General features: G+C 61.3%; 15 protein-coding genes and 1 riboswitch. Of the genes, 5 read left to right on the top strand and 10 right to left on the bottom strand.

The genetic code is table 11. The annotated features are described in order from the left end of the window. Nucleotides 1-4: 4 nt before the first annotated feature. Nucleotides 5-131: riboswitch (TPP riboswitch) on the bottom strand. A gap of 162 nt (nucleotides 132-293) precedes the next feature. Then, nucleotides 294-530 (top strand): Lrp/AsnC ligand binding domain-containing protein, encoded by a 237-nt coding sequence (locus HPQ64_RS09710; RefSeq protein WP_172888141.1) that lies wholly within the window; start codon nucleotides 294-296, stop codon nucleotides 528-530. 11 nt (nucleotides 531-541) lie between these two features. On the opposite strand, the gene HPQ64_RS09705 is transcribed toward HPQ64_RS09710, so the two are convergent. The 5 genes from HPQ64_RS09705 to ade all read right to left on the bottom strand — a co-directional run bounded on the left by HPQ64_RS09705 (nucleotide 542) and on the right by ade (nucleotide 9,128). Continuing rightward, a complete protein-coding gene (locus HPQ64_RS09705; protein ID WP_246270390.1) occupies nucleotides 542-1,519 on the bottom strand; it encodes a DMT family transporter in 978 nt (325 codons plus the stop codon). A 187-nt stretch (nucleotides 1,520-1,706) separates the two neighbouring features. Beyond that, nucleotides 1,707-4,010, bottom strand: coding sequence for a xanthine dehydrogenase family protein molybdopterin-binding subunit (locus HPQ64_RS09700; RefSeq protein ID WP_172888140.1), 2,304 nt, complete (start codon nucleotides 4,008-4,010; stop codon nucleotides 1,707-1,709). Between the two features lie 388 nt (nucleotides 4,011-4,398). Further along, nucleotides 4,399-5,277 carry a helix-turn-helix transcriptional regulator gene (locus tag HPQ64_RS09695; protein WP_172888139.1) on the bottom strand — a complete coding sequence of 293 codons (879 nt, stop codon included), beginning with the start codon at nucleotides 5,275-5,277 and terminating at the stop codon, nucleotides 4,399-4,401. Nucleotides 5,278-5,406: 129 nt separating this feature from the next. Continuing rightward, a complete protein-coding gene (locus tag HPQ64_RS09690) occupies nucleotides 5,407-7,068 on the bottom strand; it encodes a long-chain-fatty-acid--CoA ligase (RefSeq protein ID WP_172888138.1) in 1,662 nt (553 codons plus the stop codon). A gap of 341 nt (nucleotides 7,069-7,409) precedes the next feature. Next, entirely contained in the window at nucleotides 7,410-9,128 is a 1,719-nt protein-coding gene (ade, locus tag HPQ64_RS09685) for an adenine deaminase (protein WP_172888137.1), read from the bottom strand. A gap of 663 nt (nucleotides 9,129-9,791) precedes the next feature. Here ade and HPQ64_RS09680 point away from each other — a divergent pair. Further along, nucleotides 9,792-10,061, top strand: a complete 270-nt coding sequence (locus tag HPQ64_RS09680; protein ID WP_172888136.1) for a glycine zipper domain-containing protein — start codon at nucleotides 9,792-9,794, stop codon at nucleotides 10,059-10,061. 67 nt (nucleotides 10,062-10,128) lie between these two features. Next, complete coding sequence (locus HPQ64_RS09675) at nucleotides 10,129-10,398, top strand: glycine zipper domain-containing protein (protein ID WP_172888135.1); 270 nt, start codon at nucleotides 10,129-10,131, stop codon at nucleotides 10,396-10,398. A gap of 85 nt (nucleotides 10,399-10,483) precedes the next feature. Here the strand turns inward: HPQ64_RS09675 and ald are convergent, their stop codons facing one another. Beyond that, nucleotides 10,484-11,617: an alanine dehydrogenase gene (gene ald, locus HPQ64_RS09670; RefSeq protein ID WP_172888134.1), complete on the bottom strand. Its 1,134-nt coding sequence runs from the start codon at nucleotides 11,615-11,617 to the stop codon at nucleotides 10,484-10,486. A 185-nt stretch (nucleotides 11,618-11,802) separates the two neighbouring features. Here ald and HPQ64_RS09665 point away from each other — a divergent pair, with 185 nt between their 5' ends. Continuing rightward, entirely contained in the window at nucleotides 11,803-12,267 is a 465-nt protein-coding gene (locus HPQ64_RS09665) for an Lrp/AsnC family transcriptional regulator (RefSeq protein WP_172888133.1), read from the top strand. A gap of 9 nt (nucleotides 12,268-12,276) precedes the next feature. Here HPQ64_RS09665 and trhO read toward each other — a convergent pair whose 3' ends face one another. Next, a complete protein-coding gene (trhO, locus tag HPQ64_RS09660; RefSeq protein WP_172888132.1) occupies nucleotides 12,277-13,065 on the bottom strand; it encodes an oxygen-dependent tRNA uridine(34) hydroxylase TrhO in 789 nt (262 codons plus the stop codon). A 279-nt stretch (nucleotides 13,066-13,344) separates the two neighbouring features. Between trhO and HPQ64_RS09655 the strand changes: the two genes are divergently transcribed. Continuing rightward, nucleotides 13,345-14,130 carry a metallophosphoesterase gene (locus tag HPQ64_RS09655; RefSeq protein WP_172888131.1) on the top strand — a complete coding sequence of 262 codons (786 nt, stop codon included), beginning with the start codon at nucleotides 13,345-13,347 and terminating at the stop codon, nucleotides 14,128-14,130. A gap of 48 nt (nucleotides 14,131-14,178) precedes the next feature. Here HPQ64_RS09655 and HPQ64_RS09650 read toward each other — a convergent pair whose 3' ends face one another. The 3 genes from HPQ64_RS09650 to HPQ64_RS09640 all read right to left on the bottom strand — a co-directional run bounded on the left by HPQ64_RS09650 (nucleotide 14,179) and on the right by HPQ64_RS09640 (nucleotide 18,370). Beyond that, the gene (locus tag HPQ64_RS09650) at nucleotides 14,179-16,587 is read right to left on the bottom strand and encodes a bifunctional diguanylate cyclase/phosphodiesterase (protein WP_172888130.1); all 2,409 of its coding nucleotides are present in this window, start codon (nucleotides 16,585-16,587) and stop codon (nucleotides 14,179-14,181) included. Between the two features lie 974 nt (nucleotides 16,588-17,561). Next, a complete protein-coding gene (locus HPQ64_RS09645; RefSeq protein WP_172888129.1) occupies nucleotides 17,562-18,020 on the bottom strand; it encodes a hypothetical protein in 459 nt (152 codons plus the stop codon). An 11-nt stretch (nucleotides 18,021-18,031) separates the two neighbouring features. After that, nucleotides 18,032-18,370 (bottom strand): ElaB/YgaM/YqjD family protein, encoded by a 339-nt coding sequence (locus HPQ64_RS09640; protein WP_172888128.1) that lies wholly within the window; start codon nucleotides 18,368-18,370, stop codon nucleotides 18,032-18,034. Nucleotides 18,371-18,399: the final 29 nt, after the last annotated feature.

Below are 18,399 nucleotides of genomic sequence, written 5' to 3'. Positions count from 1 at the left end.
TTTTCGCTTCCCATATCCCAATCCCTCCGCCGGCATGATCCGGATCAGGTTCCAGGAGTTGGCAATTCAGGGTATGGACCCCAGCCTCTCAGCCCGGCGGACCAGCCCGCCCGGCACCCCCTTGAGACGGTGGAAGACGTAACAATACGCAAAGGCAATTTCAACCGGGCAGCGCCGCATGGCCCCGGAAAGCACATTACAAATTCGAAAGGCTTGCCCCCAAACTCGCGATCTTGTTCACTGCCCGCCTGAATCGCGCTCAGGAATTGGCCAAACCCGCTTCGGAGACCGACATGAAGCCGTTTTTCGTGATGATCAAATGCCACCTCGGCAAGGCCTACCAGGTGGCCAATGCCATCGCCGACGCCGAAATCGCTTCCGAAATCTATTCCACAGCGGGCGACTACGATCTTCTGGTGAAATTCTACGTGGATGACGACACGGACATCGGCCATTTCGTCAATGAAAAGGTACATCCGTTCGACGGCATTCTGGACACCAAGACGCTGATCACGTTCAAGGCGTTTTGAGGTGACCGAATTCAGGCGCGAGTGGCGGAACCCGCCTTTTGCGCCTTCGTGCGGTCAAGACCGAGCCTGTGCTCCCGGTATATGACGAAAATGCCGGCCGCAATGACGATCGCGGCGCCCGCGATCACCTCGACCGTCGGAACCTCGCTGAAAAACACCCAACCGAAGGCGCTTGCCCATAAAAGCGTCGTATATTCGAAGGGCGCGATCGTGGAAGCTTCGGCGAAGCGATAGCTTTGGGTCAACATGGCCTGGCCGATGCCGCCCAGAAGGCCGATGGCGATCAGGATCAGGAAATCGGTCGTGCCCGGCATGACCCAGCCGAACGGCAGGGAAAGAAGTGACAAAAGCGACGCGGTTCCCGAAAACCAGAGCACGATTGTCGACGTGCGCTCGCTCGACGTCAGCTTTCGCACGAAAATCGCCGCAAGCGCCATGAAGACCGCGGCACCAAAGGCAAACAGCGCGCCCGCCGCCGCCTCGTTGCTCAAGACATCGCCCGTCAGATGCGGCGAGAGGATGACCACGATGCCCAAAAGGCCGATCATCACCGCCGTCCAGCGGTAGACGCGCACGACCTCGCCCAGAAACAACCAGGCGAGAATGACCGTCATCAGCGGGGCGGAAAAGCTGATCGCCGTCGCGTCGGGCAGCGGTATCCGGGCAAGGGCCGAAAACCAGAGCGCCATGGCGGTTGCGCCGACGAGAGCGCGTCCGATGTGCCCCAACGGACGGCGGGTGACAAAGGCCGTGCCAAGCTCGCCGCGAAACGCCACCATCACAAGAACCGGCACCATGCCCACGAAATTGCGCGCGAACATGATTTCGCCGACGGGCACACGCTCGGAGACATATTTGATCAGCGTGAGCATGCCGGTGAAGATCAACGCGGATGTGACCTTCAGCAGGATACCGACGACGGGCCGCGTCTGGTTGAGATCGGATGAGGACGTACGGGCGGTATCGGCGGCTGCCGTCATGCGGGACATGGATCGATCGGTATCCGAACACGCGCCCGCCCGGGTGCGGGCGCAAAGCTATAAGACATTCATATGACGAAATCGAAGCGCGCGAAAGACACGCAAGCGCAATGCCGCCCCGCGCAAAAAGCATATCGTAAAAAATGCCCGGCCGGACAGTCCGGCCGGGCCTTGATCGCAAAAACCAGAAAGCGGGTCAGGCCTTTGCGGCCCGGATCGCCTCCCAAACGCGGTTGGGTGTCGCCGGCATGTCGATATGCTTCACGCCCGCATGGCGGCGAAGCGCGTCCGCGACCGCGTTCATGACCGCCGCACAGCCGCCGATGGTGCCGGCCTCGCCAGCACCCTTGATGCCCATGGCGTTCGTCGTGGAGGGCACGTTGCGCGTTTCGAAATGGAAGGCGGGAATGTCCTCCGCGCGCGGCATCCAGTAGTCGAGGAAGGTGGCGGTCAGAAGCTGTCCGTCCTCGTCGTAGACGGTGCGCTCCATCAACGCCTGGCCGATGGCCTGGGCGACGCCGCCGTGAACCTGACCGGCAAGGAGGACAGGGTTCACCGTCACGCCGAAGTCGTCGACAATGACATAGCTCAGAATTTCCGTGTCGCCCGTGTCGGGGTCTATCTCCAGCTCGCAGATGTGCGTACCGTTCGGGTAAGTGTTTTCCGACTGCTTGACGGATTCCACCGCCGAAAGCGGCTCGGGCGCGCCGGCGGCGATCTCGGCGAGCGTCACCGCCTTGTCAGTGCCGATGACGCGTACCGAACCGTCGGCCAGTTCAAGGTCCTCCGCGCCCGCTTCCAGCTTGTCGGCGGCAAGTTCCTTGATCTTCTTTACAAGCGTTTTCGACGCTTCCAGCACAGATGGGAGACCGATGGGGATGGAGCGCGAGCCGCCCGTGCCGCCGCCCGTTCGCACGCGGTCCGTGTCCCCCTGGATGACGTTGATCCGCTCCAGATCGACGCCGAACTGCTCGGCGATCACCTGGCCGTAAGCCGTCGCATGGCCCTGACCGTTGGTCTGCGTGCCGATGAGAAGAGACAGCGAGCCGTCGATGCCAAGCTCCACCGTCGCCTCCTCGGAGCCCGCGAAGGCGCAGGCCTCGATATAGGCGCACATGCCGATGCCGCGGTACTTGCCGTTGGCCGCGGAGGCTGCATCGCGTTCCGCGAAGCCCGCCCAGCCGGCAACTTCCATGGCTTTTTCCATGTGGCCGGTGAATTCGCCCGTGTCGTACATGCGCCCCGTGGGCGTGGTGTAGGGCATCTGCTCCGGCTTGATGAAATTGCGCCGGCGGATTTCATCGGACGAAAGGCCCATGTCAAGGGCCGCCTGCTCCACCAGGCGCTCGATCAGATAAGCGGCCTCCGGGCGGCCCGCGCCGCGATAGGCATCGACAGGGACGGTATTGGTAAAGACGCCGTTGATCGTGACGTCCAGCGCCTCGATGTCGTAAAGCCCTGTCGACATGGATGTGCCGACGAAAGGAATGAACGGGCCGAACTGGTGCAGATAGGCCCCCATGTTCGCTGTCACATCGATGCGAAGGCCGAGGAACCTGCCGTTCTCGTCCATGGCGACTTCGGCGCTGGTGACATTGTCGCGTCCGTGCGCATCGGTCACGAAATGCTCCGCCCGCTCGCCGATCCACTTCACCGGCCGCCCGAGACGTTCAGCGGCGACGAGGCACAGCGGATATTCGCGGTAGACGAACATTTTGGTGCCGAACCCGCCGCCGACATCGGGTGTCACGACGCGAAGGCGCGAGGCATCGATGCCCATGATATCGTCTGCGATGATATCGCGCAGGCCATGGCCGCCCTGCGTGCCGACGGTCAGCGTGTAGCGACCCGTATCCTTGTCGAATTCGGCCACGCAGCCGCGCGTTTCCATGTAGTTGGAAACCAGACGGTTGTTGACGATCTCGATCCGGCTGACGTGTTTCGCGGCGGCAAAAGCGGCGTCTGTCTTTTCCTTGTCACCCTGGCCCAGCGTGAAGGCCCTGTTGGTGCCGGTTTCCGGCCAGACGAGAGGCACGCCCTCTTTCAGCGCATCTGCGGTTTCAACGACAGCCTCGAGCGGGTCGAAATCGATCTCGATAAGCTCAGATGCCGATTTCGCCTCATCCACGCTGTCGGCGACGATGAAGACCAGAGCGTCGCCCACATGACGCACCATGTCCTTGCAAAGCACCGGACGCTCGGGAACGGCGTGCTTCGTGCCGTCCTTCTGCGGCATGACAGCCTTGGTCGGCATCGGCTTCAGCACGGCGATATCATCGGCGGCGAGCACCAGATGAACGCCCGGCGCTTCCCGTGCGGCGGAAAGATCGCCTATCGTGACCTTCGCAAACGCCATGGGCGAGCGAAGAACATAGCCCTTCAGCGTGCCTTCGGGATTATAGTCGTCGACATAGTGACCGTGGCCGGTAATGAGTGACGCGTCTTCCTTGCGCCGCACCGGAGCGCCCACGCCGAATTTCTTCTGAAACGTCTCATTCATGAACGATTTCCTCGACTCGGGGAAAATTCCATCGGGTTCGATGTGGGAGGCACCGATCCAAATGGCTGTGCCGGGTTACTGGCCCCAGCGACTATCCTGCATGTGTTGGCCGAACCTTACCGGCAGGCAGGGGGCGCGTTCAAGGCCGATGCCCGACGATCCGAAAACTTCAATCGTCATACATAAACATCCGGAACGGATTTGCCAGTGTGGTGGATTTGAAATACGCCTCATTGAAGCCGCAGCCTCCGGAGCGTATTTCAAATCCGCAAACCACACTGGAAACACATATTCGCTCGTCACCCTTTTGAATCTGAAGTTCGTTCAGAGCATGCCGGTCAGTGAGACGAACTTCAGATTCGGGTGACTAGACCGCATGCGCAGTTTGTCAACCGCCGTTGAAACGCACCGTACCGAAATGCTCGATCCTGTAACCGCCGAACCGGGCGGACATCTCGGCAAAGGCAGGCGAACGGCAAAACGCCAGAAGCGCCTGAAACGGCCGCTCGAACCAGTCCCGCCTGGACACCAGCATGTCGAAGCGCTCTTCGCAGACGGGAACGAAATCGAGCTTGAACTGACGCGCGGACGCCTCCAGCCCGAAGGCGGCATCCGCGCTGCCGTCAAGCACCGCAAGCGCGGCCTCGCGCTCATCGCGCGCAATCCGGCCCTCCGGCATCCGCGCGAGGATGTCCGGCGCCTCTTCGCCCAGAAGCTTTTCCAGAAGAAGCTGGCTTCCCGCGCTCGGCTGACGCCGCACCAGATTTATTCCGCCGAGATCGGCCAGTTTGCTCAGGTTTTTCGGATTTCCCGGCTGCACGATCAACCCGCGCGAACGCCAGAACCACTCCACCAGAACGACCGGGCGATAACGGTAGCGGACACGAACCGTTTCTGCATTCCAGCCCTCGCCCTCAGGCACATGCAGGCCCACGGCAATGCCCTTTCCGTCATCGAAACGGTCCAGACCGTCCAGGCTGCCGTCGAAAAGGGTTGCAAGGCCCGACCCCGATTCGCGCGCCGCCCACTCGAGCAGCGGATCGTGACTGCCGAGGATGACGTGCGGGCGCTCCGCCTCCAGCGTCGGCGCCTCGCCCGCCCTGTCGATCCACGCAAGCACGAGATCGCGCGGGAAGATGAGCTTGCCGGTTGCCCGACTATGCGGGATTTCGCCGGTGGCAGCGAGATCGTAGATCTTGCGCTCCTTCACGCGCAAAAGGTCCGCCATCTCGCGGGTCGTCAGAAACTGCGGAAGGTCATTCGACATCTATTGCGGCAAGCTCCTGAAACGCTCCCATAGCGCATTGCGGATGGAGATTAGGTCTTTGCCGCAAGTAAATGCAACAGCGGGCGAACTCTTCCAGTCCGCCCACCGTCAATTATGCCCATATCGCGCTCAGGCCGCTGAAGATGCAGCCCTTTTCGCGTTTTCCTCTTCAACGAGTTCCTTCTTCGACAACTTGCCGACAAGCGTTTTCGGCAATTCGTCGCGGAACTCGATCTCGCGCGGAAGCTCGATCGTCGACAGATGCCCGCGAAGGAAGGCCTTCAGCCCTTCGGCATCCACATCGCTGCCCGCCTTCAGCTTGACGAAAGCCTTCGGCGCCTGGCCGCGATAATCGTCGGGAACCGCGATGACGATCGCTTCCGCAACGGCTTCGTGCTGATAAAGCGCTTCTTCGATCACCCGAGGATAGACGTTATAGCCGGAGCAGATGATGAGGTCCTTGATCCGGTCCACCAGATGAACGAAACCGTCTTCATCCATGTATCCGACATCGCCGGTGTGAAGCGCGCCGTCCTCGATCGTCTTGGCCGTTTCTTCCGGACGGTTCCAGTAACCCTTCATCACCTGAGGGCCAATGGCGACGAGTTCGCCCTTTTCGCCCTTCTCAACGACCTTCGAGGGATCTTCGAGATCGCGAAACTCCACGCGGGTACCCGGCATCGGAACGCCGATCGAGCCCGCGCGCCGGCTTTCGTCAAGCGGATTGGCGCAAACGACTGGAGAAGCTTCCGTCAGGCCATAGCCTTCGACGAGCATGCAGCCGGTCATGGCCTCGAACTGGTTCTTCACCTCGACCGGCAAAGGCGCGCCGCCCGAGAGGCAGAACTTGATCGACTTCAGGTCGTATTTGCGCGTGAGCCGGGCATTGTTGATGGCGGTGTAAAGCGTCGGCACGCCCGGGAAGAGGGTGATTTTCTTGCGCTTGATCGTATCGAGCAGGAGTTTCAGCTCGAAACGCGGGATCATCACCATCTCCGCGCCAAGGGCGACCGACTTGTTCTGGACCACCGTCATCGCGAAGACGTGGAAGAACGGCAAGACGCAGAGCATTTTCTCACGCCCCGGCTCGGCCGCGGAAAAGCAGGTGCGCATCTGCTCGATATTGGCCGAAAGATTGCCGTGGGTAAGCATCGCGCCCTTCGGCACGCCGGTGGTGCCGCCGGTATATTGCAGCACCGCGACATCCTCCAGCGGATCAATTTCCGCCGCTTCGGCGCTGCCGCCCTTCGCCGCAAGATCGTTGTGGAAGATGTGCGCCTCGTCGCTTGGCACGACCGCGCGCTCGCCCGCCTTGAGAAGCGTGAAAAGAAACTTCTTCGGCTGAGGCAGGATATCGGCCATGCGGCAGACGACGATCTTGTCGAGCGCGCCTTCCCTGCGCACGTCCTCCACCTTGTCGTAGATCATCTTCAAGTCGAGCGTGACCATGATGCGCGCGCCGGAATCACGCGCCTGGAAGGCAATTTCGCGCTGGACGTAGAGAGGATTGAAGTTCACGACGATGCCGCCGAGCTTCAGGACCGCGAAATAATAGGCGGTGTAATAGGGCGTGTTCGGCAGGCACAAGCCCACGCGCGTGCCCTTTTCCACGCCGAGCGACCTCAACCCCGCAGCAACCTGGTCGATCATCCGCCCAAGCTCGGCATAGGTCCAGCCCCTGCCAAGAAAATCAACCGCCGGCCTGTCGGCGAAACGGCTCACCGCTTCGTCGATATATTCATGCAGCGGCCGCGGTCTGAAGGTGGCGAGCCAGGCCTCAGTCTCATTCATGATCCGTATCCTCCCAAAAAATGCCTCCAGAGCGCTTTCGTGATCGGAAATTGCCCAAGATTCAATTTGTCGGAGCAAATCCTCGTCGTCAAAACGCAAGGCGCTGCGACGGAATATGCTCAACTCCCCGCTGACCGAAACCCGATGTCTCTCCCCAATCAGCGCCGCCTTCACCGAAACAGGCCACCTTCACGGCCTTCCCCCAAGCGAAGACGATAAATGCAGCGCCCTTCCGTTTACGTCAACTGCCAACGTAAGGGTACCCCCTTCATATTTTCTTCATATTGTACCCCAAGGCGGGCCTGCATCACATCAAGTGAACGGGAGATCGATGCCCGGAATCAATCGACAAGCTCGAAGCGATCGGCATCGAACAGCCCCTTGTCGGTGATCTTGAGGTGCGGGATGACCGGCAGCGGCAGAAAGGCGACCTGAAGGAAAGGTTCCGGCAAGGTGCAGCCAATCTCCTTCGCCGCCTCGCGCAAGGCCTCAAGCGTGTGCCTGACCGTTTCGAAAGGCTCAAGGCTCATCAGGCCGGCCAGCGGAAGCGCCAGCTCGGCAAGGATACGCTCGCCATCGGCGACGGCAAAACCTCCCTTCAACTCCACCAGCCGATTGACGGCGGCCGCCATCGAAACGTCATCCGCGCCGATCACGCAGATATTGTGACTATCGTGGCCGACGGACGAGGCGATGGCCCCGCGCTGCAAGCCGAAACCGGAGACGAAGCCGCGCCCGATATTTCCGTTGACGCCGTGCCGTTCGACAACGGCGACCTTGACGACGTCCTGAGATGGATCGCTGCCCAAAAGACCACCTTCGACGGGAAGCGTCTTTTTCAAGTGCTCCGTAATGATTCGCCCCGGAACGACACCGATGACAGACGCCTCGTTTGCCCCGCTCGCCTTCACCTTGAAATCGTCCTTTGAGACCTTCGACAGCTTCACGCTGTCGAGCGCAACCGGCGCGACCGTTTCCCGGGCGGCGAAAGCTTCCGGCGTGGCCTCGCGCCCGCGGGCAAAGACCTTGTGAACGCGGCAATCCTCCAGATCGTCCAGAAGCACGAAATCCGCCCGCCAGCCCGGCGCGACGAGGCCGCGGTCGCGAAGGCCGAAGGCAGTTGCCGCCGACCAGCTTGCCGCGCGATAGGCATCCACCGGCCTCACGCCATGGGCGATCAGGCGGCGGATCATGCTGTCGAGATGGCCTTCCTCCGCGATATCCAGCGGGTTTCGGTCATCGGTGCAAAGGCAGACGAAGGAAGCGTTGTCCGGCGTGAGTATGGATGCAAGCGCATCGAGATCCTTCGATACCGAACCTTCGCGAATGAGGATCGTCATGCCCTTTGCAAGCTTTTCCAGCGCCTCTTTGGCCGTCGTCGCCTCATGGTCGGTGCGGATGCGGGCCGCAAGATAGCCATTGAGAGCAAGGCCCGACAAAAGCGGCGAATGCCCGTCGATATGCCCGTCCTGAAATACGGCGAGCTTTGCGATTGCGCCGGGATCGCGCGCGAGAACGCCGGGGAAATTCATGAATTCGGCAAGGCCGATGACCGAAGGGTGATCGCGGAGCGGCTCCAGATCCCCAATCTCCAGCCGCGCGCCCGCCGTTTCGAAACTGGTGGCCGGCACGCAGGAGGAGAGATTGACGCGAATATCCATCAGCGTGCGGGTAGACGCGTCCAGGAAATAGCGAATGCCTTCGACGCCGCAAACATTGGCGATCTCATGCGGATCGCAGATTGCCGTCGTCACGCCATGCGGCAACACGCAGCGGTCGAACTCGAACGGGGTCACCAGCGAGGATTCGATGTGCAAATGCGTATCGATGAAACCTGGAACGACGACCCGCCCTTCCGCGTCGACCTCCGTTTCGCCGCGGTAGCGGGCATGGGTTCCGACAATACGGTCGCCCACGACGGCGATGTCGGTTTCAGTCAGCGAGCCGTCGATAACGCTGAAGAGCCGGGCGTTCCTGATCACAAGATCGGCCTGGGTTTCCCCGGCGCCGGCGGCAATCGCCCGTTCCAGGAATTTCCTCGTCTCAGCGTCGTTCGCCATCGGGCGCTCCTTTTTCTTCTATGGATAATTTGCTTTCAGCATCAAGGCTGTCGCGATTTTGGCGCATTTGTCCAGAAGGTGCGAAAGCGGGGACGGGAAAATCCGTTTCCGCCCGCCGCGACGTCGAACACAAGGGCCCGGCTTCGCACATGGAACAAACACGTGGGCAAGGCAAATTCGAGCAGGAAACGCGGTATTTGCCCTTCCGCTAGGGTAAGTAACCAAGAGGCAAAACAATCGATCCGGGAAGGAGAAATTTCTGATTTGTGACGCGAGTCACATTCTTCAGCAAAACGGCTGATATTTGTTAGAGTAAGCGTTATTCGGCCAACCAAATGACATGGCGCAAGGAGTGCCGGGTTCGCGGATCGTATAATGACATGCCTATCGACCGGATATCCGGTCGCAGGTTCAAGATTTCGAGAGCATCGCGGAGGCAGATTGATGCATAATGATCCCCTTGCGACCAAAGCCACCGCGACCGACGGTGGCATGGAGGGTGCCTCTGCGGGCACCGCCGGGGGGTGCTGCCACGACACTGGAGAATTGTGTCGCGACGGACCGCTACGGCCGGCGCTACAGGGTGGCCTGCCCATGAGGCGGGCGAACGGAATGGCCGGCGGCGGACCTATCGGTTTCCGGCCTATGATAACAGGAGGCAACATGTACAAGATTCTGGCCACTGCGGCTTGCGCGCTTCTTCTTGCCGGCTGCCAGTCCGACAGCCAACGCGACCGTGCCCTCGTGGGCGGCGGCCTTGGAGCGGCTACGGGTGCCGCCATAGGCGCCGCGGCGACCGGCGATGTGGGCGGCGCGCTGGTGGGCGGCGTGATCGGCGGCGCAGGCGGCGCCATCGTCGGCTCGGCGACGACGCCGAAAAACTGCATCGCGACGGACCGTTACGGCCGGCGCTACTACGTCGCCTGCCCGTAAGCAAGGGCGATACACCAGCAGCCAGGCCGGATCGGAAACGGCCCGGCCCAATGCGTAAGGAGTTTGCATGAACAAGATACTGGCCATCGCGGCCTGTTCGCTCGCGCTCGCCGGCTGCCAGTCCGACAGCCAGAGGGACCGGGCGCTGGTTGGCGGCGGTCTCGGGGCTGCGACGGGAGCCGCCATCGGTGCGGCGACCGGCGGCGGCGCGGGGGCTGCCGTTGCGGGTGCAGCGATCGGTGCCGTCGGCGGCGGCGTGATCGGTGCGGCGACCACGCCAAAGAACTGCGTCGCGACGGACCGCTATGGCCGGCGCTATTATGTCGCCTGCCCGTGAAGCACCGCTTCCGAGGCAGGAAAATTAAAGCCGGCGGATCGCTCCGCCGGCTTTTTTTCATTCTTGCCGGCTCTGAAATTCCAGATCAGGCCGCTGCCGGAATGCCCTTCAGCGCCTGCTCCGGCGCGAGGTAGTCATACCCGAGCGCGCTTGCCACAGCCTCGCAGGTCACCTGACCCCGGTAGACGTTCAGCCCCGGCAGGAGATGCGGATCGTCGAGCAGCGCCTTCTGGTAGCCCTTGTCGGCAAGAGCCAGCACGAACGGCAACGTGACATTGTTAAGCGCGTTCGTGGACGTGATCGGCACGGCGCCTGGCATGTTGGCAACGCAGTAATGCACCACATCGTCGACGATATAGGTCGGGTCGGTATGCGTCGTCGCGTGGGAGGTGGCGAAGCAGCCACCCTGGTCGATCGCGACATCCACGAGCACCGAACCCGGCTTCATGCGCTTGACGAGGTCTGCGCCGACAAGCTTTGGAGCTGCGGCGCCGGCCACAAGGACCGCGCCAACGACAAGATCGGCCTCGAGCACATATTGCTCGACCGTGGACGCGGTGGAATAGACCGTGCGGAGCGCGGAGCCGAAGCGCTGCGACAGGGAAGCCAGCACATCGACATTGCGATCGAGCACGGTAACATCAGCACCGAGGCCAAGCGCCATGGTGATGGCGTGAGCGCCGACGACGCCGCCGCCAATCACGACGACCTTCGCGGGAGCAACGCCCGGAACGCCGCCGAGCAACAAGCCCGCGCCGCCGTTCGCCTTCTGCAGCGCGGTCGCGCCGGCCTGGATGGACAGACGGCCGGCGACCTGCGACATGGGCGCGAGAAGCGGCAGGCCGCCGCGCGCATCCGTTACGGTTTCATAAGCAATACAGGTCGCGCCCGATTTGACGAGATCCGCAGTCTGCTCTGCGTCGGGAGCGAGGTGGAGATAGGTGAAAAGAACATGCTTGGGGCGCAACATGGCGCGTTCCGCCGCCTGCGGTTCCTTCACCTTGACGATCATGTCGGCGGCATCGAAAACCTCGGCCGCCGTTTTCAGAACCTTCGCGCCCGCCTCTTCATAGGCTGCATCGTCGGCGTTGATACCGGCCCCGGCCATCGTTTCCACGACCACCTCGTGACCATGCGCGACAACCTCGCGCACGCTCGCCGGCGTCAGGCCGACGCGATATTCGTGGTTCTTGATTTCCTTCGGAACACCAATCCGCATGACGTCCTCCCAAATCCCGCAGCGCCGCCGCTCGCATTTGCCGGCTGCCGGCACCGTTTGTCATTGAGAGATAATAGCGCGTCTGGCCCCGCATTTTCTTGCGAAGTTGACGCGCATGGCTCTACTGGCGCAATAATATAGCGTATTTTTGGACATAAATCGAATTCTCTGCGGCAGAGGCAAAAATGAAGCTCGACAGGATCGACCGGAAAATCCTGGCCCGCCTGCAAGAGGACGGCCGGATCGCCAACGCCGAGCTCGCGGAGGCTGTCGGCCTTTCCGCCTCCGCCTGCCTGCGCCGGGTGAAAGCGCTTGAGCAGGCCGGCGTCATAGATCGCTATGTCGCCCTGCTCGACCCGAAGAAGATCTCACGGCGCATGGACATCTTCGTGGAGATCTCGCTGACCTCTCAGTCGAGCGAGGTGCTAGGCGCCTTCGAAAAGGCGGTGAACCGTTCTTCGGAAATCATGGAATGCTACCTGATGGCGGGCGACGCCGACTATCTGCTGCGCATTGCCGCCGCCGATCCGACCGATTTCGAGCGGATCCACAAGGAGCATCTGTCGCGCCTGCCGGGGGTGACGCGCATGCGGTCGTCCTTTGCCATCCGCACCGTCACGCGAAAGACCGCCTTCGCCTTCGACGAGTGAAACCGGCTACTAATCGTCCGCGCCTTCGACCACCTCGCGAGGCAAAATGGCGAAGGCATCGCGCGGCGCATCGCGTCCCCAGGTCGGGGCGAGATCATGGTCGACGGCAATCCGCTCGTCAAAAACGAAGCAGGAGCCGGACCAGAGACTTTCTGCCTCCGGCGTCCTTTCCAGATAGTTCAGGATGCCGCCCTTGAGGTGATAAACCTCCTCAAAACCCTCGTTCAACAGAAGCGCCGTCGCCTTTTCACAGCGAATTCCGCCGGTGCAATACATGGCGACCTTCGGCCTTTCCTTCAGTTCCTTCGCCTTTTTCACCCAGTCGGCGAATTCCCGGAACGAGCGCGTGCCCGGGTCGACGGCGCCCTGGAAACGGCCAAAGGCAACCTCATAATCATTGCGGGTATCGACGAGAACCACATCCGGATCCGAAACAAGGGCGTTCCAGTCCTCAGGCGCAACATAGGTGCCGACACGCTTGCGCGGATCGGCCTCAGCCACGCCCAGCGAAACGATTTCCTTCTTGAGACGCACCTTCATGCGCTTGAAGGGATTTCGCTCAGCGGATGAGAATTTGGCTTCCAAATCCGCAAAACGCTCGTCCTTGCGCAGAAACGCAAGCAGTTCATCGATCGACGCGGAACTGCCCGCGACAGTACCGTTGATCCCCTCGCGTGCGAGAAGCAGGCTGCCGAAGATCGACCGAGCCTTGCAAAACGCAAGCAGCGGCTCGCGCAGGCCCTCATGGTTTTCAAGGTCCACGAACTTGTAAAGGGCTGCGATCCTGACTTCGGGCATCTTCGTTTCGGCGGTCTTCGGGTTCCGTCTGAAAATCGGCCAGAGCCCATCCCGCAAAATCCGAATAGGATTTTGCGATAAGGATATGCTCACAATAGTTGAATCCAGGTCGCTTTCGTTGAAAGCGCCCTGGCGGCCTGTCCGCTCCCTTAAACCATGCGCCTCCCGCACACCAGAACAGTTTTTCCATAGTCCGTCGCGCCGGGCAAACCGGGACAAAAAGCGATATCCAAATATCCTATTTTGAACCGCCATGCCCAGCGCCCCAGATTTACTGTCATGAGCGCAACCGAAAAAACGAGCCCTGCGCTGATCTACGCGATCGGCGATATTCACGGGACCTGCGGGCTTCTCGGCAAAGCGGCAAGATGGATCTCCGAGGACAGGCGCGCGCGCGGCAACCCGGATACCGCCGTGGTAACCCTTGGCGACTACATCGACCGCGGGCCCGAAAGCGCCGCCGTGATCGAGCGGCTGGCGAACAATCCCTTCGCGCCGGCAAGACACATCGCGCTGAAAGGCAACCATGAGGATGCAATGCTCGGCTTCCTCGACGATCCCTTTGCCGGGGAGTACTGGCTCACGATCGGTGGCGTCCAGACCATCCGCTCCTACGGGCTTTCCATATGCGATTACCGTGGCGAGGCGGGGCTTCTGTCGCTTGCGCGGGACTTCAAGGCCGCGATCCCACCCCGGCACCTCGGTTTTCTGGAAGGTCTTGCAACGTCATGGACCGCCGGCGACCTCATGTTCGTTCATGCCGGCATTCGCCCCGGTGTTCCGCTTGAGCAGCAGGACCCGAACGACCTGATCTGGATCCGCGACGAATTCCTGACCTTCGACGCCCCGCTGCCCAGGTTCGTCATCCACGGCCATACGCCCGTGGGCCGGGCCGAGGTGCGCCGCAACCGCATGAACATCGATACCGGCGCCTGCTTCGGGGGCCATCTGTCCGTGCTGGCGATCGATGAGACGAATTTCGATCTCGTGGAATTCCATCACGGGGAGGACGAGCCGATCGGCCATCCCGCATTTCCGATGCCGCGCTCCGGCCGCGAAGGGTGAGCGGCCAGCCGCAATGCCGTCGGCGTCAGCGCATTCAGGCTTTGGCCTTCACGCCCCCATTCCACGCGTGAGGCGGGCAGGCTCCCTCAGGAAGCGGTTTCGTACGATTTCGCCATAGGCATGGATAGGCAGCGGTTCGCCAACGAGATACCCCTGGATGATCTCGCAGCCGCGCTCTTTAAGGAATTGAGCCTGTTCGTCGGTCTCGACACCTTCCGCCACGACCGTGAGGCCAAGCGCGGCCGCAAGGCCGATGATCGTCTCCACAATGGTGTTCGACTGGTCGCCGCTGCCGATCCGCGACACGAAGGACCGGTCGATTTTCAGGATATCGAAGGGGTAGGCTTGCAGGTAGCTGAGCGAAGAGTAGCCAGTGCCGAAATCGTCCATCGCGATCCGCACGCCGAGTGCATGCAGATCGTTCAGGATTCTCGCGGCGTTCTCCCGGTCGTGAAGCAGGATGGATTCCGTCACTTCCAGTTCGAGGCGGGCCGGATCGATGTTCGTGTCCTCAAGTGCCGCACGCACGACTTCGACGAGGTTGCCCAGGCGAAACTGAACCGCCGACAGATTAACCGACACGATCAGCGGCTCGTCCCAGGACACCGCATCCCGGCAGGCGGCACGGATCACCCATGCCCCGATCGCCTCGATCGCCCCGCTTTCTTCCGCTACGGGAATGAACGCGCTCAAAGGAACGTTTCCAAGCTTGCGCGAACGCCAGCGAAGCAGCGTTTCAAACCCCCTTATTTCACCCGAGGCCATATCGAGCTGCGGCTGATAGGCAAGCTCGAACTCCACCTTGTCGAGGGCACGGTCGAGCTCCCGCTCGATTTCCTGGCGCGCCTTGACGGCATCGCCCATGTGCCTGTCGAAAATGCGATAGGTGCTGCGCCCCTCGCTCTTGGCGCGGTAGAGCGCAACGTCGGCATTGCGCAAAAGGTCGTCCGCACTCGATGAATCGTCATCGAGGATGCTGATGCCGATGCTGACGCCGACCGTCATCGGGCGGCCATCGAGATAATAGGGCCGCGACAGTTCCTCGATGAGACGAGCGGCAAAGCAGGCTATATCCTGCGGGCCGCCGGCATCCTTCCTGACAACGACGAATTCGTCGCCGCCATGTCGATAGGCGCTTTCGTTCGTCAGCCGCTTCATCCTCTCCGCCAGGGCGCAGAGCAGCCTGTCCCCCGTCGGATGGCCGTAGGCGTCGTTGATTTCCTTGAACCGGTCGAGATCGAGATAGAAAATGCCCAGCTTGCCGGCGGATTCAGCCGATCCGGCACGCCGCACCGCCAGGGGAAGATCCTGTCGAAGGGACGTCAGGTTCCTCAGGCCCGTCAGCGGGTCGTGGTGCGCGAGGTAGTTGATCCGCGCTTCCGCCTTGGCCCGTTCGCTAAGGTCGCGAACGGCGACGATCGTCCGTTCGCCATCACGGAAGGAAACGCGCTTGAGATAGACTTCCACGGGCAGATTTCTGCCCTTCCTCGTGACGAGCGATCCGCCGAAGGGGCCGGAAGGCTCGCCTGCATCCGGCATGACGAGATCGAAATCGACCTGAAGGATGTCCTCGAACGGGCGCCCGACAAGTTCGCCGCGCCCAAGACCCGACATCGCCGCAAGGCTCGCGTTGGCATCGAGGATCTTCCAGTTGCTCAAGACGGCGATCCCCTCGACGACGGCGTCGGCAAGGGCGTTCATGCGGGCCGCCTCGTCCTGTGCGGCCCGCAGCCGTTCATCGGCGACAACGGCGCAGGCAGCTATGCTGATGACGGCGAGCATCACCCCGGCAATGCCGGTTGCCAGAACGTCGTTTTCCAGCAGCACGCCCTTCAAGGTGACGCTCGGGTCTGGCAGGACGGTTGCCGCTGTCATGGCCATGAAATGCAGGGCGTTGATGGAAAGCGCGAACAGGCCGCCCGCCGCGACAAGCCCGCGCACGCAGCCGCCGAAACGCTTGAACACAAAGGCGGAGCCGAGCGCGAAGAGCGAACCCGCCGCAATGGCCAGAGCAAGATACGAATGGTCGTACGTGAACCGTCCCGGCACGTGGACGCCCGTCATGCCGACGAAATGCATGATCGAAATCGCCGCGACCACCAGCCCCGCCGAGGCGGCCGCGCGTGCGTAACTTTCCCTCGCCTTCATGAGAACGAGGGCGGGAAATGCCAGCACGACGGCCGCGGCCAGCGAAAGAAACGTCAAGAAGGGGTCGTATGAGACAAACGAACCGCCAGCCGGCTCGTAAGCCAGCATGCCGATGAAATGCGTCGCCCAGATACCGGCACCCGCCGTGAACGCCGCCGCGCCGATCCACAAGTACTCAAGCCTGCCGGCGCGCTGCGACCTGTCCATCAGGCCAAAAATCGCCATGCTGGAAAGTACGCTGATAACCACGGCAACGCCCAGCAGCCAGGTTACGTGTTCCTCAGACAGGCAACTGATCAGTCGATACATGCTGATGGGCCTTCTCGACGATCAAACCAACGAGACCAGGCTTGCCCGGCGTTTCCCGATTGCCGGACGCATGGGACCGTCAATGCCGCCGAAACGGCCGCGATTAATGTGCGGCAGCCCCCGTCTGCCTTTCTTTTTAGCCATAGGCTCTTTCCAAAACCCAAAATCTATACAGAAGCTGAACACAACCACAATCAAGCAAAATGATTGCCTATTCATTATATTCCGCACGAAATATGTGTCTTTTTTCCAAAACATTGTTTTCGCAGCGTAATATATCGGACAACCGAAACAATAATACGAATGACCTCAAGTTCTTTGAACTGGAGAACCCACACGTTGAACAAGGAAAACGCCTTCCCGGTAGATCAAGGCCGCCCGGGACAAGGCGCACTGGAACGCGGCGGTTGCGGGAACCGACGCTCCCTCACTCCCTGACAGGAATAATAAATCATACGATTGACGCGCTCAGAAATGCGTTCTAGATCGATTAAATCGATTTAGCCGAAAACGACTCGGCCACTGCCGCAAATTCGGAAATGCGGCTGCACTGAGGAGGCGTGTTGTCCCAATTCGATTCTCTTCCCGTGACCGGCACGAACGGCAGTTCTTCGCCGTTCCTCGCGCCATCGGTGCGGGGGGCGAAGCATCGGATGATCCAGCGAGATTGATTTCCGCCCTGCCTGGACCGGCCACAATCCGCAGCCGGAACTCGCCTGAGTTCGCCTGAAGGCCGGTCCCAACTCGACGGGAGGGAGAAAGCCCTCCCGTTTTTTCTTTCCCCGCCAGATGGATGGCGGTCCGGCCAAAGAAGGGCAACGCGGCCCCGAACCGATCATCCTTCTCGTTAGGACATGCTCGAGGCTTTAATTCTGAAGCGATTTCTTATCACGAATGCGACTTCGCTTTCGTGACCCGCTCCGCACCCTTCTTCTTGCATCTCGTTGCCGTTTCAGGTGCCAATTGCATCAATTCTATGGGTCCTGGTCGCCACCATCTCCATCCCCTTCGCCACCGCTCGACGCCAGAAGAAATCCGATGGCGAACAATCCGGCGGCGACGAGAAGCGATTTGCGAATATGCGGCGTGCGCGAAAGCGGCAATGCGGACACCGCCAGCGAGGCGACCGTCGGCCCCATGAGACCGCGGCGACGCCGGCGCATTCTTTTCGCGTGCCGCCGCGCAGCTATCCTCCACCCGATCAAAAGCGCCAGCGACAAGAGGATACACAGCCCTGCAACGGATAGCGCTCCGACAAGAGGACCGTAAAACCGGGCGACCGCAATTCCCATGGCCACAAGAAGCGCGGCAGCGGACGCAAGCGCAAGGAAACTCGATATCGCGCAGATAAACAGGGAGGTGGCAAGCCAGTCCCGCCGCTCCCGGACTTCCCGGCCCGCCAGGCCAATGATCGTCCCGAGGAAACGGATCATCGCAAGGTTTCCTAGCGGCGCAGCAGCAAGCCGGCCATGACGCCGGCAAGCAGTGCCGCGCCAAGAGAGATAAACGGCTTCTCGCGCACCGTTTTCTTGAGGCTTCGCTCCAGGTCGGCAAGTTCCTGCTCAAGGCCCGCGACCATATCCTCTCCCTTGCCCGCAAGCTGGGCCGCCCGCCGTTCCGCCTCTCCGCGCAATTCGCCCGCCTTGCTCGAACCCACGGCGGAAATGGTTTCTGCCAGCGTGGCGATCTCGGCGCGGACCTTCCTGATCTGGGCTTCGACATCGGCCACGGTGGGGCCACTTTCGCCATCGGTGGTTTTCTTCGCCTGTGAAGCAGTCGCCATTTCAGGTCACCTCCATTTCGTCGCTTATT

This window comes from Hongsoonwoonella zoysiae, from assembly GCF_013266695.1.
Lineage (GTDB): Bacteria > Pseudomonadota > Alphaproteobacteria > Rhizobiales > Stappiaceae > Hongsoonwoonella > Hongsoonwoonella zoysiae.
The sequence above is the reverse complement of the archived record's forward strand: the minus strand, read 5'-3'. Positions and strand labels throughout refer to the sequence as shown.

Coding starts and splice junctions, on each gene's coding strand:
- HPQ64_RS09675 (WP_172888135.1), top strand. CDS start 10,129: ATGAACAAGATACTGGCCATCGCGGCCTGTTCGCTCGCGCTCGCCGGC.
- HPQ64_RS09700 (WP_172888140.1), bottom strand. CDS start 4,010: ATGAATGAGACGTTTCAGAAGAAATTCGGCGTGGGCGCTCCGGTGCGG.
- HPQ64_RS09705 (WP_246270390.1), bottom strand. CDS start 1,519: ATGTCCCGCATGACGGCAGCCGCCGATACCGCCCGTACGTCCTCATCC.
- HPQ64_RS09710 (WP_172888141.1), top strand. CDS start 294: ATGAAGCCGTTTTTCGTGATGATCAAATGCCACCTCGGCAAGGCCTAC.
- HPQ64_RS09655 (WP_172888131.1), top strand. CDS start 13,345: ATGAGCGCAACCGAAAAAACGAGCCCTGCGCTGATCTACGCGATCGGC.
- HPQ64_RS09645 (WP_172888129.1), bottom strand. CDS start 18,020: ATGATCCGTTTCCTCGGGACGATCATTGGCCTGGCGGGCCGGGAAGTC.
- HPQ64_RS09640 (WP_172888128.1), bottom strand. CDS start 18,370: ATGGCGACTGCTTCACAGGCGAAGAAAACCACCGATGGCGAAAGTGGC.
- trhO (WP_172888132.1), bottom strand. CDS start 13,065: ATGCCCGAAGTCAGGATCGCAGCCCTTTACAAGTTCGTGGACCTTGAA.
- HPQ64_RS09695 (WP_172888139.1), bottom strand. CDS start 5,277: ATGTCGAATGACCTTCCGCAGTTTCTGACGACCCGCGAGATGGCGGAC.
- HPQ64_RS09680 (WP_172888136.1), top strand. CDS start 9,792: ATGTACAAGATTCTGGCCACTGCGGCTTGCGCGCTTCTTCTTGCCGGC.
- ald (WP_172888134.1), bottom strand. CDS start 11,617: ATGCGGATTGGTGTTCCGAAGGAAATCAAGAACCACGAATATCGCGTC.
- HPQ64_RS09650 (WP_172888130.1), bottom strand. CDS start 16,587: ATGTATCGACTGATCAGTTGCCTGTCTGAGGAACACGTAACCTGGCTG.
- ade (WP_172888137.1), bottom strand. CDS start 9,128: ATGGCGAACGACGCTGAGACGAGGAAATTCCTGGAACGGGCGATTGCC.
- HPQ64_RS09665 (WP_172888133.1), top strand. CDS start 11,803: ATGAAGCTCGACAGGATCGACCGGAAAATCCTGGCCCGCCTGCAAGAG.
- HPQ64_RS09690 (WP_172888138.1), bottom strand. CDS start 7,068: ATGAATGAGACTGAGGCCTGGCTCGCCACCTTCAGACCGCGGCCGCTG.